The sequence below is a fragment of the Ancylothrix sp. D3o genome (assembly GCF_025370775.1).
GTDB lineage: Bacteria > Cyanobacteriota > Cyanobacteriia > Cyanobacteriales > Oscillatoriaceae > Ancylothrix.
In genome coordinates, this window is sequence record NZ_JAMXEX010000001.1 from 607,766 (window position 1) to 623,571 (window position 15,806).

A 15,806-nucleotide genomic window follows, 5' to 3' on the forward strand; every position below is an offset into this window, starting at 1 on the left:
TCCCCAAAGATTTGCTTTTTTTAAAATTCCCGCTTTTTAAGTTGGCTGCTCGCAAGTCTGCGCGGCAATTTTAACTTGCCACAAGTTCCCACTGTTAAAGAAGGGTAGCCGGTAGCGTTTGAAAAGGATGCAGCGGACACTGAGAAGTTTGGCTGCGGAACGGGAAAATAATTGTTGTAGATAGAAAATAAACTCTAAACTCTAAAATGGTATCTTCACAAACTTTTTCTGAGACAAATCAGCGAGCATTAGAAATTCTTAACCGGCTCAAGCCGCTTTATTTAGACTCACCATGCCCGCTTAATTATGAAACGCCCTTACAGTTATTGGTGGCGGTGATTTTGGCGGCGCAGTGTACTGATGCGCGGGTGAATCAAGTTACGCCGCAACTTTTTGGCCGGTTTCCTGATGCGGCGGCATTGGCGGGGGTGGATGCGAGAGAAATAGAAACGATGATTAAACAAGTGACGTTTCCGCGCAATAAGGCAAGAAATGTTCAACTCACTTGCCGGCAATTGATGGAAAAATTTAAAGGGGAAGTGCCGCCAAATTTAGATGAGTTAGTGAAGTTACCCGGAGTGGGGCGCAAAACGGCAACAATGGTGCTGCATTATGCGTTTGGGATGGATGCTGGAGTGATGGTAGATATCCATGTTAAACGCTTGAGCCAGCGCATGGGTTTTAGCAATCAAGAGGATTTAGTAAAAGTTGAGCAAGATTTGATGAAAATCTTGCCGGTTTGTGAGTGGGGAAATTGGTTTGTTTGTTTAACTTATCACGGTCGGGCGATTTGTCCGGCTAAAAAACCCGCCTGTGAGCAGTGTGTGGTGGCTTCGTTGTGTCCGTCGTCAGCGGTACTCAAGGATCAACTGCTGGACAATAGCTGGGATTTAACGTTTTAAGCAAGCTGATTGATAAGTTTATTCTTAATCAAATTCTCCAACGCCCATAACGTTTTTGAGGGTATCCAGTCCTTTTTTGACGCGGCGAGAAACGGTTACAGCGCTGATGCCCATGCGTTCGGCGGTTTCTTTCTGCGTCAAGTCATAAAGAAAGACAAATTCGAGGATTTTGCGGGTGCGATCTTCGAGGGTGGCGAGGGCTTGTTGCAAGCGAATGACATCTTCTTGGGCAAGCTGAAAACTACGATAGTGGTTATCGGGGACAATTTCGGCGAGGGAGGTGCAGCCTTCGTCTTCATCAGACAAGGGAGCGTCCAAAGAGAGGGGTGAGCGGTTGCGGTTAGCGAGTTTGACTTGCTGCCATTCTGTAAGGGAAACTTGCAGGGCGGCGGCGATTTCAGCATCGGTGGGTTGGCGTTTAAGCTCAATTTGTAAAGATTGGACTACGCTGGTTGCTTGAGTTTGCAGGGCGATCCACTGGCGAGGAATTCGCAGACAAGGGCTTTTGTCGCGTAGGTAGTGTTGAATTTCTCCGCGAATGTAGGGAACGGCAAAGGAACTAAATGCGTGTCCTTTGGACATTTCAAAGCGTTCGATGGCGCGAATCAAGCCAATGCTGCCGACTTGTAGCAAGTCTTCATAGGTTTCGCTACACTGATTGATCCAGTGGTGAACTTCTTTTCTGACGAGTCCTAAGTTTAGTTCAACCAGCCGATTTCGCATTTCGGGCGAGCGTGTGTTTTGGTATTGGCGCAGCAATTCCAAAGTTTCGCTTTTAAGTTCTTTGCTTACTGTGGTAGTCATGCCGACCTTTAATTTAGTAGTGCACTGTTAATAATAGGATGGGCTGCTTTTAGTTTGATTAAGTTTTGAGCAATTGGCTGTGACCGGTAGCACATTTGAGGTTGATATCAAAAAGGTTTCACAAACACATCTACCTTTAGGAATATTTAGAGGCAAAGGATATGATATCTACAAATGGCCGCCCTGGGATTTGAGCGCTGGGTTGGTTTTGCCTTAATCTAATTTATGTGTTTTTGTGGTTAAAAGACAACCGTATTTATACTTGATTTTTTCGGATTAGAAGGCCGGTTTGAGTAAAATTTTACAGATATTTTTGACAACTTGGTGGGGTGCTAGGGGGTGCAATTAGTGAGTTTTTGAATTTTATAGTATGGAAGCTAAAAATTATTGTTTTCACTAACCATTGTTGATTTTTTGGGTAAGCCAAATTTGGCGATAGGTTTTTTAAGGGGAAAAAATTTGTTTTGGCAAGCTGATCTGTGAATCAGCGAGGTGAACAATAGATAGTAGAGCGCCACAGAGAAACTCCCTCCGCTTCCTCTGTGGCAAGGGTAGTTAGTTAATCTTAGGAAGCAGTATCAATGCGACCGTAAAATACGCCACGAATTTTGACTTCTACAGCGTCTTTTGCGCCCAAGTCGGTATCGGAGGGCTGTTCGCTCTCGAAGATGCCGGCAATTTCGCCTGTGGTGTTATCCACTTTGGAGACTTGCATTTTGATTTTGCCTTGGCCCTGTTCTGCCCGCTTGACGTTGGCGCGGTTAAATTCTTCGTTGTCGGCGTTGGCAAGAATGGCAACGGCGCTATCGAAGCCGGTTGCTTCGCCACGACCTTTGGGGTCGAGGAAGGACGCGCTACGATAGGAGGGGACTTTGAAGGAGCCTTTTAAGTCTGTCGAGGTGTTGATGCCCTCGAGTCCTGGTTGGCTTTTTGCAATCAGGTTTTTAATTGTGAACATGAAAGGCACTTGTTCGCCACTGGGGAGTTGAACGGTGATGGCTTGGAAGTCGATGCCGTCTTGTTCAACAAAGGTGAGGGAACCATCAGAGGCCGGTTTGAGGGGGCCCTGAATTGAGGTTAGGGTGGAGGTATAGCGGGTGAGCAATTTTCCGGGGATATATTGAGCTTGTTCCCGCTTGTTGAGAGGTTCTTCTTTAACAAAGAAGCTGATCGGTTGTAAGCATAGGTCGCTTAAGAAATACGTTTTGCCGGACTCAAGGGGAATAGACCCGCGAGAGGTTTCTTCCAAGGTTGGGCAGTTATTGGCTAAACCTGTGCCTCTGATGTCGGCGTAGGTGAGAGGGGCGTTGCTTGCAGAGGGCCCTTCACTGCAAGCGGTCAAAACACTCAGGCACACAGCCAAAAGTGCCACAATTAAAGCGCGAAATCTCATGGTCAACCTCAAAAATCTAAGCGCGTGAAATCTCGAATGTAAAAATTATTGCCACAGGGGCATTTGACGCTTCTCTCGGAGGGAGTCTCACCCCCTCACGGCACTGTCCCGTTTTGTTTGGCTCGATTTGTAAGCAAGCTATGGAATGGCGTTCCGCCACACATAGCTATCGGCTTGGCAATAAAGGGCCATGTCGTAAGCGTGTGAGCTTTTTCTGAGCGTCAATCTGGACATCTTATCAAACTTTGGGATCGCTCTTAACTCTCAGGTTGCTTGTGTGGGGATTGGTGGTTGTTTTTAAGTATTTTTCACTTTTATTATATTACAATTGGCTGCTGGGTATCCCTATCTGCTGCTGGATTTTTTCAATTTTTCAATTGTTAAATTTAAAATCTAAAATCCTAGACGGAGGCGGCGGGCAAGCAAATTGTAAAGGTGCTGCCTTTGCCTTGTTCTGAGTTGACGTCGATGGTGCCTTGATGGACTTCAACGATTTGTCGAGATAAATGCAGCCCTAAACCGCTGCCGGCTCGTGTGTGGTTGCCTTGACGAAATCTTTCAAAGAGTTTGATTTGTTCTTCGGCGGGAATGCCGATGCCGGTGTCTTGGACACAAAGCTTTACCCAGTTTAAGCTTTGGTTGCCGTTGCCTTTAGAAAAATCGGTTTTGTTATCTAGGGAGACTGTGATGGCTCCTTGATCGGTGTACTGGATGGCGTTACCAATGAGGTTGGTGATCAGTCTTTGCAGTTCGAGCCGGTCGCCCATTACTGTTGTGTTTGGTGGGTTGGGGTCTTCTCTTGGGTTGAGTTCTAAGCTGAGGGATTTCGATTTGGCTAGGGGGGTGAGTTCTTGTACGACTTCTTTTACGAGTTCGCTTAGGTCTACGGGGAAGAAGTTTAAGTTTTTTCGTCCGGCTTCGTAGCGGTACACTTCCAGCAGGGTATTTACCATTTTTAATAGGTTTTGGTTGCTGCGGGCCATTGTATGAAGGGCTTCGGAGCATTCGGAGGTGATTTGCCCTAGTGCTCCTTGCTGGATGAGGTTGAGCATTTGGGCGGCGGCGACGAGGGGGGTGCGGAGATCATGGGTGAGCCTAGAGACAAAATCTTCTCTCTGCTTTACCATTTGGTCGCGCTCGTCTACGGTGTGTTTGAGTCGCAGCAGGCAGCGGACTCTGGCCAGCAGTTCGTCTAGTTCTACGGGCTTGCGTATGAAATCATCTGCTCCGATGTCTAATCCTCGCACGAGACTTGATTGGTCGTAGGCGGTGATTAGCAAGATCGGGATAAAGGGTATTTTTCGGTTTTCTCGGATGCGTTTGGTGACTTCGTAGCCATCCATTCCTGGCATCATTACGTCCAGCAGTACCAAGTCAGGGCGGGCCTGCTCGACGATTTTTAAGGCTTTCATTCCGTTGTCCGCTGTGATGATGTCATACCCTTCTTCTTCTAGTATGGTTTGCACCAACAGAACGTTATCAGGTGAGTCATCGACAACCAGAATACAATCATTTTTTGCTAGTGAGCTTCCTGCTCTCATTGTTGATGCAGTCACAGGGGTGGCGTTATATATGTTTTTCTACCGTATCGCTAGAATTTTGCCATTTTGATTGCTTATTAAACTCATTCTTTAGAGTGATTTCGGATTCTGGCTATTTGCCCTTTGCTTGGCCTTCAGTGGTCAAGGGAATTTGCATATCACAAATTAGGTTTTTTGTCAAGTCCTAAAGATTAGGTTTTTTGTCACGCTCTAAAGAGGCTGACTCAAAATTAATAGCGTTCGATGTCTGCATCGACTCTTAGTGAGTAGGCGTCGATGCCTCCGGCAATGTTTTTGACGTTGGTAAAGCCTTGTTGGGTTAGCCATTGGCACATCTGGGCTGAGCGCACGCCGTGATGGCACAAGACTAGGGTTTCTGTCTGGGGGTCAAGTTCGGTTTGAATTGTGTTTGACCATTGGACAAATTGACTCAAGGGCAGGTTTTGAAAGCCTTGCAGTTGAGCGATGGCTAGCTCTGTTGGTTCTCGGACATCAATGAGTTGTAGGGGTTCGCTGGGGCCGTTTTTGAGGCGTTCTGCTAGTTCTTCAACGCTGATCTGGGCTATTGTTTGGGGATTTGATGGCATAAAGACCCTGACTCGATGGCTGAGTGAGCGATAGTAACAATTAATTATTTTATGCCGGTTTGCTCAATTCTCAGCGGATTGGGTCGGGTCGTTTTTTCAATTTTTTCTTAGTAAAACTGTTAGCTCTGACTTTATTTGGGGTTAAATAACGTTAGCAGTAGTAGCTAATCTGCTGGCAGTTAAAGGTTGTTTGTGGGTCGGTGGATTGTAAATATCGATGAGGCGTTCTAGCTGCTGAACTCGTTCGCGTCGGTTGGTAACTACAGATGTGAAATCCGGCATTTCTTGCCAGCAATGTGAGCAAAACCAGTAGATGCCTTTATGACGGGCGTGGCGCAAAAGTTGATTGGAGCAGCAAGGGCAAGTATTCATGGTAGTTTCCGTCAGGTTATTAATAAGTTGGTAATTTTTGAGGGTATTGACTAAATTTTGAGCGTCAATGGTAGCGAAATTTACAATAATTGTTGAAGGTTTTTAAATGAAAAACTTTGTTTCTCTTAAGTAAATTTTATCGAGGCGCATGAGAAGGACAACTATTACTAATTTAACCGGCCAGGGAGCGAGACTAAATCCCCAGAAAAAACTCAAGACGGCAGTTAAAGCAGTGACGGTGGAGGCTATGTCTTTGGAGGTACGCCTGAACATTTTGATAGCTAGGAACGTGATTAACAGTAATACTAGGTAAAGCGAGGACAGCATCTTTGCCTCCCTTGCAAGTTTTTTAAGGTGGTGTGAACCGCTGTAATTTTTACTTTATAACTAAAGTGTGAAGATCCTGTGAAGTTGGAGATTTTTTTTAAAATTAAATCTGTGTTGATTGCTACAAACAACCGGACGGCGCTTTAGTTGTCTATGGGGCTTTTTGAAGGCTTGCTCACCACTTGTGCAACACCAAGGCTGTTAAATGCAATTTGCTTTTGCCGGTGTTGATCCCTGTAGCCTAGATTACGATTTTTTACGGAATGTTAAAGAAATTGTTTATAGAAACCATTGCCAAATCTTGTAATTTTGGGGCTGACTGCTCTTTGAATTTCTTAATTTTTTTAGATCAGTTACTTTCGCTACAAATTGGAAGGTATGAAGAGCTATTAAAGGTAGACATTGGCAATACTTCTTCACAATTGTAGGAGTATGTCAACGCCTTGGCTTGTTATAACTTTTTAATTAAACCGGCAGTGGAAGAGAATTTGTTACATTTTTTGTAGCCTGGGCGGAAGAGGAAAGTTACCTCAACAATCGTGGTAAGACTATCAATTGCTTTTCCAATAAAGTATCAGTTCGGTTGATTGTTTAGATGTCTAAAGAAATCAGGGAAAAAGGCACAAAGGAAGGAGAAAGTAAGATAAAACGATTCGGCTTTGTGTCTTTTGGTAGAGTTCTATATTAATAGGTGTAAATTTCAGAAGTAGAGGAAGGCCGGCGGTTTAGATCAGGAAAAGAGGAAATACAAGGGGCTGACTGAGTGTGTGACAGCCATCACGCCATTGCCAGGAGGCTGTCACGTCACCGGCAGAGTTTTCATCACCCAAAGCGGTTAAAAATATCACGAGTGAGCAAGGAATGCCATCACACAAGCTTTGAGGAAAAGCAGAGATATTATAAATATCGAATTCAGGAAAACGTTATGCCGCTTTTACTTCCTTCTGCTGTTTCTGAACTGTTTGCCGAAGTGACGACCTCTGGCCGTGTTACCATTGCTGACCGTTATGGTTTAATGGCAGCCCTTTTAGATGAATCTTTGGATGACGAGGCGAGATACTCTATCGACCGGCTTCTGCGGGCTGTATGTCGGGGAAGAGTGCAAATTGTCAATGAATTATCGGCTGTGATCTAGGAATGAGGGGCGGCGAGTGCCAGAAGCGAGCATAAAAGCTCACCTTTTCCAGCCGTTGGGTTGAAAAAAGTTTAAAAAATCTGTTGTTTAATTGAGTATTCTTTTATTTGCCGGTTGTGACTCCCAACATCCCAGCATAGGGAGATTGATGAAGATAACTTTTTCCTACTGAGCCAAAAATTTCTAATTTATTTGATATAATTTCTTGCATCGCTGTTGTTGCGCTTTTCATTACTTTTAACAAATCCGGTGATTTTTGGGGATTGAAACTTTCTTTAAGCGCTTCCACATAAGCTTTTCGCACTTCAGTATTTACATTAAATTTAGAAACTCCTAATTGAATTGACCGGCTTATCATGTGTTCTGGCAAGCCGGATGCGCCGTGTAAAACAAGGGGAACATCAATTAATTTACGAATTTTTGCAAGGCGATCAAAATCTAAACGTGGTTCGCTTTTATATTCACCATGTACATTGCCAATAGTCACAGCTAAAGCATCGACTTTTGTTTGGCGTACAAATTCTACGGCTTGATCTGGATCTGTCATTTTGGCTTCTTTTTCTTCAACGGATAATTCATCTTCGGTGCCGCTGATTCTGCCAATTTCTGCTTCTACAATTGCTCCTTTACTGTGGGCGAGTTTGGTCATTTCGCGGGTAAAAATGAGGTTTTGTTCGTAGGGTAAATGAGAGCCATCGGCCATAATTGAAGGCATACCGGCTTCTAAGGCTGCACGAATATCTTTTTCGGAGTTGCTGTGATCTAAATGTACGGACATGGGGACTTTGGCGGTGCGTGCGGCTTCCAAACAAAGGGCAATTAAGGCTGAGCCTCCATGCGCTAAGGAACTGGGGTGAATTTGCAACATGGCTGGACTTTGTAGGGCTTCGGCTGCATCAATGACGGCTTGGACGCCTTCGAGATTGTACACATTAAAGGCGCCAATGGCATAAAGATTACGCCGTGCTGTTTCTAAAAGTTCGCCGGTGGAGGTTAGCATAAGGGGGGGGTTTTATCAGAGGGATTTGTTTAAAAATTGTACGTTAGATTGATGCTGTTTTTTGTGAAGAATAACTTTTCCCTTCTATAGCTGGTTTGGGGAGGGGAGAGAAGAATTTATCTCCCCCTCCCAGGTGAAAAGAGAGAAGACTGGCAAACAAATCTTACTCGCTTTTCTTGTGCTTTTAAGGGGGGTGGGGAGTTAGGTTTTTAAGGCGGTGGGAAACTATCCCAGAGAGCTTAAAACGGCTTGAGTGAGCTTTTGATTTTCGCTATCGCCACCGGCTCCAAAAAGTTGAGCAGCTTTTTGTAAATCTTCTTTTGCTGATTGTCGGTTGTTGGCTTCTATCCAAACATAAGCGCGATAATAATAGACCATTGGGTAGTCTGGATTGAGACGAAGGGCATTATTAAAGTCTTCCAGTGCGTCGTGATCTTGATCAATGGCACAAGCAGCCATTGCGCGATTAAAATAGGTCACAGAATCATCAGGATTTATCCGCAAAGCTTGGGTGTAATCTTCGATGGCTTGGGAAAAATTGCCTAATTCATATTGTGATAATCCTCGGTTGTTGTAGGCGACTGCATCTTGGGGGCTGAATTGTAAGGCTTGGTTGTAATTTTCGACTGCATTTTGATAGTCACCGGCCAAACGATAGGCTTCTGCGAGGTGAAAATAACAGTCTGCATCTTGGGGGAGAAAACGCAAGACGGCGCTGAAATCTTGAATACTGCCTTGATAGTCTCCGATTTGTAAGCTGGCAAATCCTCGGTTAAAATAATAGGTTGGTTCGTCTGGATCGATTCGCAAGGCTTGGGTATAATCTTGGACGGCGGCGGCGGCGTTGCCGGTATTATAAAATGCTACGCCGCGATCATTATAAACATTGGCGTTTTCAGTGTCTATTTGTAGGGATTGGCTGTAGTCAGAAATCGCTCCTTGATAGTCTTTGATATAAAGCCGTTCTGCTCCGCGTTTGCGATAAATTTCAGCATTGCTGGGGGTAAGTGTCGGCTCATTAAAGCGCTCGATTAATCCTTGAACAATGCGAGGATCTTTGGTGATGACGGCAACTTCTCTTTCTGGGAAATTGATATCACTGGCGAGAAAGTTTTGGGTGGTTATGGTGGCTTCGATGCCATCTCGGAGAATATAATTTTCGTGGGTTCCGAGGATTTTGAATTGCAGTTGATTGGGGTATTTTTTGTGCAGTTGTTCTAGGGAGTTGAAGGCGTTGTATAAAGCTGTTTTGAGATGGGGAGGGGAGTTGCGGCGCAGACGACGGGGAAGTTCACCGGCTTCTATATCTTGAAGGTTTCCCCAGCCAAGATCAATTTTTCCGTTGCGCTGTAAAAAGGCTTCAAATTTAGTGAGTAACTTGCTATCAATGCCGGTTTGATTTAACCAAGGGCTGACTAAAATTAGCTTTTCTTGGGCGTTTTCTAGGGCTTCGTCTAGGACGGCGCGAATGTTTGGCCGGTCAAAGATTAATTTAACTTCTTCGGATAAGATGGCTTCCAAAATTTGGTTAATTTGTCCAAATTGGTTTTCTACTTTTTCGTTGACAATTAGCTCAATTTCTGCTTTGTCGGCGAGGGTCTGAATGCTTTTTTGCAGGTTGGTTAGTGTGGTTTCTAAGGTTTGAATTTTGGCTTGTTGTTGGGGATTTTCAACTTGTTGGGAAACACCGGCCAGATTTGTTTCTAAAGTGCTGTATTGTTCTCTTAATTGGGCGAGATTTTCTTGCAAAGGTGTGATTTCTTGGCTGTGAAATTCGCTTAGTTGACCTTCGGTTTGGGCTTTGGCTTCGGCGATGGTTTGGGCGATGTTTTCTAAAATTTGTTCGACGCCGGTAAAGTCTACATTTTCGGGAAGTGGCAAGTTATCAAAGCGCTGATTTACGGCTCCAATGGCTGCTCTTAAATCTTCAATTTGGTTGATGGTTTCCGGCATTAATTGATTGTTGCGGTTGACTTGGTTTTTGAGTTCTTCTAGCTCATTATTGAGTTGTGATACTCTGTGGACTACATCGGAAACTGTTTCTCCTAAGCTGGTTGTTTCGGCAACTCGTTCTGCTATGTTGGCTAAGACGTCTTCAACGCCGGTGATATCGACAGGTTCAGGGATGGGTAATTGATCAACGCGGCGGTTGAGTTGGTTGAGATCATTTCGTAGTAAATTAATCTGCTCAGTTGCCGGTGCGATGAATGTTTCTCGTGGAGTTTGTTCTCCAATTTGTGTGATTAATGTTTCGACTTCTCCGCGTAGTTGAGCGATGGCTGCGTTAATAGGAGCCACGTTTTGCATGAGATTTTGGTGGGTGGCTTCTGCAAGGGATAAAAACTCGTTTCGATCCACTGCATTTCGTTCGCGTTGTTCCCATTCTGCTAAGGTATTTTTTAATTCTTGCAGTTGAGTTTCCAAAAATTCGTAGGGAGTATCTGTGGTTGGATTTGCTGCCGCTGGGGTAAGATTTATTTGCGGAATGCGGGTTTCTAATTCGTTGACTTTGCCGCTGTATTGTTCGAGCAGTTGGTGGGCGGCTTCTGCGAGGGATAAAAATTCTTGTCGTGTGACGGTGTTTTTCTCACGATCTTGTATTTCTGTGAGGCTTTCGTTGATTTCTTGGAGGTGGGTTTCTAAATAACTGTAGTCGATGGTTTGTCCGGGGATAATGGGGGTAATTGCTGTTGTACTTTCCAGGGGAATTCGTGTTTCTAGTTCGCTGACTTTGGCGTTGTATTGTTCGATTAGTTGGTGAGCGGCTGCTGCGAGGGATAAGAATTCTTCTCTCGTTACGGTGTTGTTTTCGCGTTGTTGCAGTTCGCCGAGGGTTTGGTGGATTTCTTGGAGGTGGTTTTCTAAATAGCTGTAATTTGAGATTTGTTCGGTTTCGTTTTGAGCGTTTAGGGTTTCTACTCCTGTAAAGTCAGCGGTTTGTAAATCTATGCGCCGGTTGAGGATATCTAAGGCGGCTCTAATTTCTTCGAGTTGTTGTGAGGTTGCTGTGGAGAAGGTTTCGCCGCTACTGCGGTTTACTTCGTTGCTAATTTCTTCTAGTTGGTTTCTGAGTTGGGCGACTGCATCGGTAACGGGTGTTACGGTTTGCTCTAATATTTTGGTAGCTTCTACTAAGGAGAGGAAATCTTGTTTGGGGACGCTATTTTCTGCGTCTTGTTGTACTTCTTGCAGAGCGTTTCTGAGTTGTTGAAGTTGTTGTGCTAAGTCTGGGATGAGACTTTGGTTGTCTATTTCCGTGAGGGTGCTGCTGGGTTGGTTGCTTATGGCGGTTTGAAGTTGGCTGAGTTCGCTTTGCAGTTGAGCTAGTCCGAGGGTGGCTTGGCTGAGGCTGGTTTCTAGTTGTTGGACTGTGGAGGCCGGTGCGGCGTTTTCGAGACGGCTGTTTAAGTCGGCGATGGTTTGTTGCAAACTGGTGTAGAGATGTTCTGGCAGAACGTCTGTACCTGTAGAAGTGGTGCCGGTGGTGTTTTCAGCGTTTTCTAGGCGTTGTAATTCGGCTTGTAGGGCTTTTCTGATGCCCTGGAGGTCTTGCTGGGTGGGTAGTTGCCGCACGGAGGCGCGTAGGGATTCGATTTCGTCTGTGAGTTGCCGGTTTATTAAGACGGGTTCACCATTGGCGGGGGGTGTCATTTCTTCTAGGCGGCGCCGGGAGGCCAAATTCAGCAACAGGGATGCGGAGACGGGTGCGGCTGCTAGGCCCACTTGTTGGTACACTACGGCGAGGGCTGTTCCGACGACTGAACCGGCCAGAGATACATATTCTGCAATTTCTAGTAGGGCGTTTCTCATATTTTCTCCATTTTTATGCTCACCACCACATTTTGCCAGAAGGAAGGCGGCATGGGGAGATGGCGCAAGGAGGAGTTGAGCCCCCCAAGTTGGGCAACCATAAAATAATTTCCCCTACAAAGAGGGGGAAACCACTGGGGGATTGTTCCTACAAGAGTTTTTTTTGCAAATATTTAAAATTGTTTCATCTTCGACGATGCCCGAAAAGGCCGGTGGGTGCTAAAGGTTCAATTTGGGGTTCAAAGCCGCCGATTTGATTTGTACGCAGTACCCATAAATCTGCACGGTGTTTTAATAAAATCATAGCGATTTCATCATGGGTTCTTCGGGGTAACATGGTGCGCCAAGTTGTCAAGATTTTAAAGAAGGTTTTGAGGATTCCGTCTTTGCCAGAGACTCCTGAGACTTGTTCAATATTTTTTCTCCAATCTGGCTGAACAATTCCTAAAGGAACTAAATTTTTTTCTAGGGCTTTGGCTAAATTTTCTAAGCGATCAAATCGGATTTTTTCGCTGTGATTTGGATGGCTCAATAACCATTCTAATATTTTGCCACTATCGGGGTAGGTTTTATCTTTGCCCATGATTCTTGCTTGGACTTTTTTAAGGGTGACATAAAGGGCTTGGTTGGAGTCTTGGACGCAAGATTTGGTGGGGGTTAAAATTGCTGCGCCGGTGCCGTCGCCGATGCGATAACGGGCTGTGATCATTTGTAATTGTCGGGTGAATTCGGCAATGGGTGATAGGCTCATTTCATCAAATTGATAATCTTTTGTGACCGGCTCAAATTTGACTAAAATATCTGAAACTGGCCGTGCTCCTGCCCAACCGATTCTTAAGTCTCCCATATAATTTTGCCATTTTACGGCACCGGAAATAATGCCTTCGGGGTTGTGGGTGTACACTTGCCAGTAAACAATGTCAAAGCGTAGTTCTTCTGTGAAGGGATCTTTGATGACGGTGGCTATGCCATAGGAAAAATGGCCGGTGATAACGAGGGGTGTGTGGGGTTCGGCTTTTTTGCCGCCTATTCCTCCAAAGAGGTGAATAACGATGGCTTTGTCGCCTTCTTTCCAAGCAGAAATTGCTTCGGTTTGGTTGGTATGGTTGGGGGCTAAGAGTATGGTTTTTGCTAAGCCTTTTTGGGCCGGTGTGTTTTTCCAGTTTTCGCTTTTTAGATAGGTTTGAGTGTCGTGCAAACCACAGCGAATTTCTGCTGGTTTTAAAAGGAAAATTTCTCTGGGTTCAATGGCTTTTACTACAAATATTCCTTGGCTATTTCGTTCGCCATAGATATACCAACCTGCGCTATTTAATGGGGATTTTTCGATTAATTGATTTGTGTAATGCGAATAACCGGCAGGGTTGGGGGGTGTTTGGGGTATTTCTATGATTTCCCAAGGGCCATCAAAATCTTTTGAGGTTTTATTATAATGGCGGACTAAAAATTGATTTTTTTCGCTATCTAAGGGTCGAATAATGGTGATGAGTCCGGCCATTTTTCCGCTGATGATGATGGGTTCTTCTTGAATTATGAGGGAGTTTTGTTCAAGGGAAACTTGGACTTTTCCGCTGAGCATGACGATGATATCATCGTTAAGATGGGCGCCGGCGAGTGATTCTAATGGCCCGACTTTTTGAAGATTATTTAATCGCTGGGGGTGGATGTTTCCTGCTTTTTGACTTTTGAGGGTGTCTTGGGTAAAGTTGACGTTTTTAGTGATGGTTTTTAGATAGGTTTGCAGGTCGTCTTTAGAATCCCAGCGCAACCAAAGAATTTTGCCAATGAGTTTTTTAAAGCCGGGGGCTGCGTTGTGAATTTCAAATAATACGGCGCCGTCTGGTTGTCTTTGTTCTGGGGTGGGTAAAATGAGCCTGCCACTCCATAAGGCTATGGGTTGATAATGTTGGCTGGCGGCTTGTTGATTTTCGGTTTTAAATATTTCTTGGTGTAACATATTATCGAGGGGTGGTAAGGGCGGTTTGGCCGGATTAAATAAGGGGTTTTTGGCTTTTTTTTGCTGGTTTTGGCGAGAAATTATTAATGCAATTAGGGCGAATGTTATTATAACAATCAGCCAAGTAGAAGAATTCATAAAGGTGGCTGGTTTGCAGCGGATGTGGTGCGGTTATGTTCACTATTTACATGAGTAAGGGTGGGTTGATCAGGGATATTTGCTTTTTTATGTTCTAAAAATTATTTTAAAACCCCAGTTCCTAAAAGAAAGCGTGTTTTTATACGCCCCATAAAAAAGGTTATATCAATCGGTTTTTTGAGGGTTGATGAGTTTGGTTTACCAAGTGACGCGATGTTGGATTTTTTCGAGTAGTTTTGGGCCCACTCCGGGGATTTGATCTAAGTCTTGGAGGGAGGTGAAGGGTTTTTGTTGTCTGGCAATTATGATTTGTTGAGCTAATTTTGGCCCGACTCCGGGGAGGGTTTCGATTTCTTTTTGGGTGGCGGTGTTGAGGTTAATTAAGGCTGTATTTTGGCTGTTTTTTGTCTGCAATGGTTGACATTTTTGCTGAGAAAGTTGGATTTTTTTGCTGAGGAAGGGGGGTATTCCTAAGTTAGCTTTGTTATATAGTCTTTCATATTCTTTGATAAAGTGAGCGGTAAGGGTTGGGTTTTGAATAACTAACAATGTTTCATCATTGGCAGTGTTGGCGGCGATTGACCAATTGTGAGAGCCGGTGATGACGGTTTTGGTGTCGATAATGCCAAATTTATGATGTAGTAAATCGCCTTCTGGAAGTTGGGGAACTCCTACGGTATCAATTGGGTTTTGCCAGGGCCGGTTTTCAGGTTCTATTTGGCATTTTTCGTTTGTGAGAGTGATTCCTAACATATCTAAACCCTCACTATAGTTGCGATAGGCAAAGCTTGGTTCGATGAGGGTTCGCAGTTTGACTCCTTGGCGTGCGGTTGTTTCGAGGATGTTGCTAAGTTGTTGTTCGGAAAAGACAAATAATGCTAAATCGATGGATTGTGAGGCACCGGCCAGGGTTTTACCGATTAAGCCATTCACACTTTGTTCCCAAGGTTGTGTGAGGGAGGTGGGGGAAAATTGCAGGGTGATAATGTTGTTACCAATTTGGAGGTTACGAGGAGGACGAAAGGTTTTTTTGACGCCAAATTTACTGTCTGGTTGACCGGCGGGCCCATCTCCCCACATTATATTAAATTCCTCGCTGAATAATTGGGCGAGTTCGGGGCTTTTTATGGTAATTAAATTGTTAGAATTCCCGCGTGTTTCTGGGTTTGAAAAGTCGCCGTGTATATCGCTGGTGGTAAAGTTTGCTGAGGTGATGAGGAGGTTTGTGTTATCAATAATAATAAATTTGTGGTGCATTAAGCCGGTGCCTTTTGAGCCGTCTGCTGTATCGTCTATTATTGGAATTTTGGCATTTTTTAAAATTAATATACTGTCGGATTCGTTAATTTCTTGGTCGCTGAGTTTGTTGTCGCGGTTTCTGTCTGCGAGGAGGCGGAGTTCTTGATATCGTTTTTGTTCGCGGGGGTCGAGTTTTGCGAGTTGGGAGGGGGTGATTTCACTCCAGGGGTGATGGTAGGTATTTTCTAAGATGATTCTGATTTTTATGCCGACTTTTTGACGTTCAGCTAAGGCGTGGGCAATTTTTGGTAAGCGTAATTCTTGAACTGCGATATCGATGGAGGTTTTGGCGCTTTTTATGGTGTCGATAATATGTTGTTCTAGGTTGTCTCCTGTGCGAGTTTGCTGCCGGTAGGGTTCTTTGTATTCGGAAAAGATGCTGTTATTAAAGTAGGCTTGAATGTGGTAATCTTGGGGTGGACGTTGGGGCCGGTTTGGGTTGCAGCCGGTGAGGGTTAAAATGGCGATGACAATGGGGATTTTTCGCAATAGTGGATGCACGGCTTTTTGGGTTGTTGATGTTGGGATAGGTGAGGTTTGA

Annotated in this window: 11 protein-coding genes; 2 read left to right on the forward strand and 9 right to left on the reverse strand. The window is 44.6% G+C overall.

Annotated features, from left to right (window positions below; genetic code table 11):
* The first annotated feature begins 206 nt into the window (after positions 1 to 206).
* Positions 207 to 902, forward strand: a complete 696-nt coding sequence (gene nth, locus NG798_RS02570) for an endonuclease III (RefSeq protein ID WP_261220226.1) — start codon at positions 207 to 209, stop codon at positions 900 to 902.
* 24 nt (positions 903 to 926) lie between these two features.
* Here the strand turns inward: nth and NG798_RS02575 are convergent, their stop codons facing one another.
* From NG798_RS02575 to NG798_RS02595, 5 genes are all read right to left on the reverse strand, one after another.
* Positions 927 to 1,706, reverse strand: coding sequence for an RNA polymerase sigma factor SigF (locus NG798_RS02575; protein ID WP_261220227.1), 780 nt, complete (start codon positions 1,704 to 1,706; stop codon positions 927 to 929).
* Between the two features lie 565 nt (positions 1,707 to 2,271).
* Complete coding sequence (locus tag NG798_RS02580) at positions 2,272 to 3,099, reverse strand: photosystem II manganese-stabilizing polypeptide (RefSeq protein WP_261220228.1); 828 nt, start codon at positions 3,097 to 3,099, stop codon at positions 2,272 to 2,274.
* Positions 3,100 to 3,500: 401 nt separating this feature from the next.
* Positions 3,501 to 4,640, reverse strand: coding sequence for a cell wall metabolism sensor histidine kinase WalK (locus tag NG798_RS02585; RefSeq protein WP_261220537.1), 1,140 nt, complete (start codon positions 4,638 to 4,640; stop codon positions 3,501 to 3,503).
* Between the two features lie 230 nt (positions 4,641 to 4,870).
* Positions 4,871 to 5,227, reverse strand: a complete 357-nt coding sequence (locus tag NG798_RS02590) for a rhodanese-like domain-containing protein (RefSeq protein WP_261220229.1) — start codon at positions 5,225 to 5,227, stop codon at positions 4,871 to 4,873.
* Between the two features lie 141 nt (positions 5,228 to 5,368).
* Positions 5,369 to 5,599 (reverse strand): hypothetical protein, encoded by a 231-nt coding sequence (locus NG798_RS02595; RefSeq protein ID WP_261220230.1) that lies wholly within the window; start codon positions 5,597 to 5,599, stop codon positions 5,369 to 5,371.
* Between the two features lie 1,252 nt (positions 5,600 to 6,851).
* Here NG798_RS02595 and NG798_RS02600 point away from each other — a divergent pair.
* Positions 6,852 to 7,061: a hypothetical protein gene (locus NG798_RS02600; RefSeq protein WP_261220538.1), complete on the forward strand. Its 210-nt coding sequence runs from the start codon at positions 6,852 to 6,854 to the stop codon at positions 7,059 to 7,061.
* A 103-nt stretch (positions 7,062 to 7,164) separates the two neighbouring features.
* Here the strand turns inward: NG798_RS02600 and NG798_RS02605 are convergent, their stop codons facing one another.
* From NG798_RS02605 to NG798_RS02620, 4 genes are all read right to left on the reverse strand, one after another.
* A complete protein-coding gene (locus NG798_RS02605) occupies positions 7,165 to 8,061 on the reverse strand; it encodes a class II fructose-bisphosphate aldolase (RefSeq protein ID WP_261220231.1) in 897 nt (298 codons plus the stop codon).
* Positions 8,062 to 8,286: 225 nt separating this feature from the next.
* Positions 8,287 to 11,871 (reverse strand): tetratricopeptide repeat protein, encoded by a 3,585-nt coding sequence (locus NG798_RS02610; protein WP_261220232.1) that lies wholly within the window; start codon positions 11,869 to 11,871, stop codon positions 8,287 to 8,289.
* Between the two features lie 184 nt (positions 11,872 to 12,055).
* Positions 12,056 to 13,966 (reverse strand): abortive infection protein, encoded by a 1,911-nt coding sequence (locus NG798_RS02615; RefSeq protein ID WP_261220233.1) that lies wholly within the window; start codon positions 13,964 to 13,966, stop codon positions 12,056 to 12,058.
* A 198-nt stretch (positions 13,967 to 14,164) separates the two neighbouring features.
* Positions 14,165 to 15,766, reverse strand: coding sequence for a phospholipase D-like domain-containing protein (locus NG798_RS02620; RefSeq protein ID WP_261220234.1), 1,602 nt, complete (start codon positions 15,764 to 15,766; stop codon positions 14,165 to 14,167).
* Positions 15,767 to 15,806 lie beyond the last annotated feature (40 nt).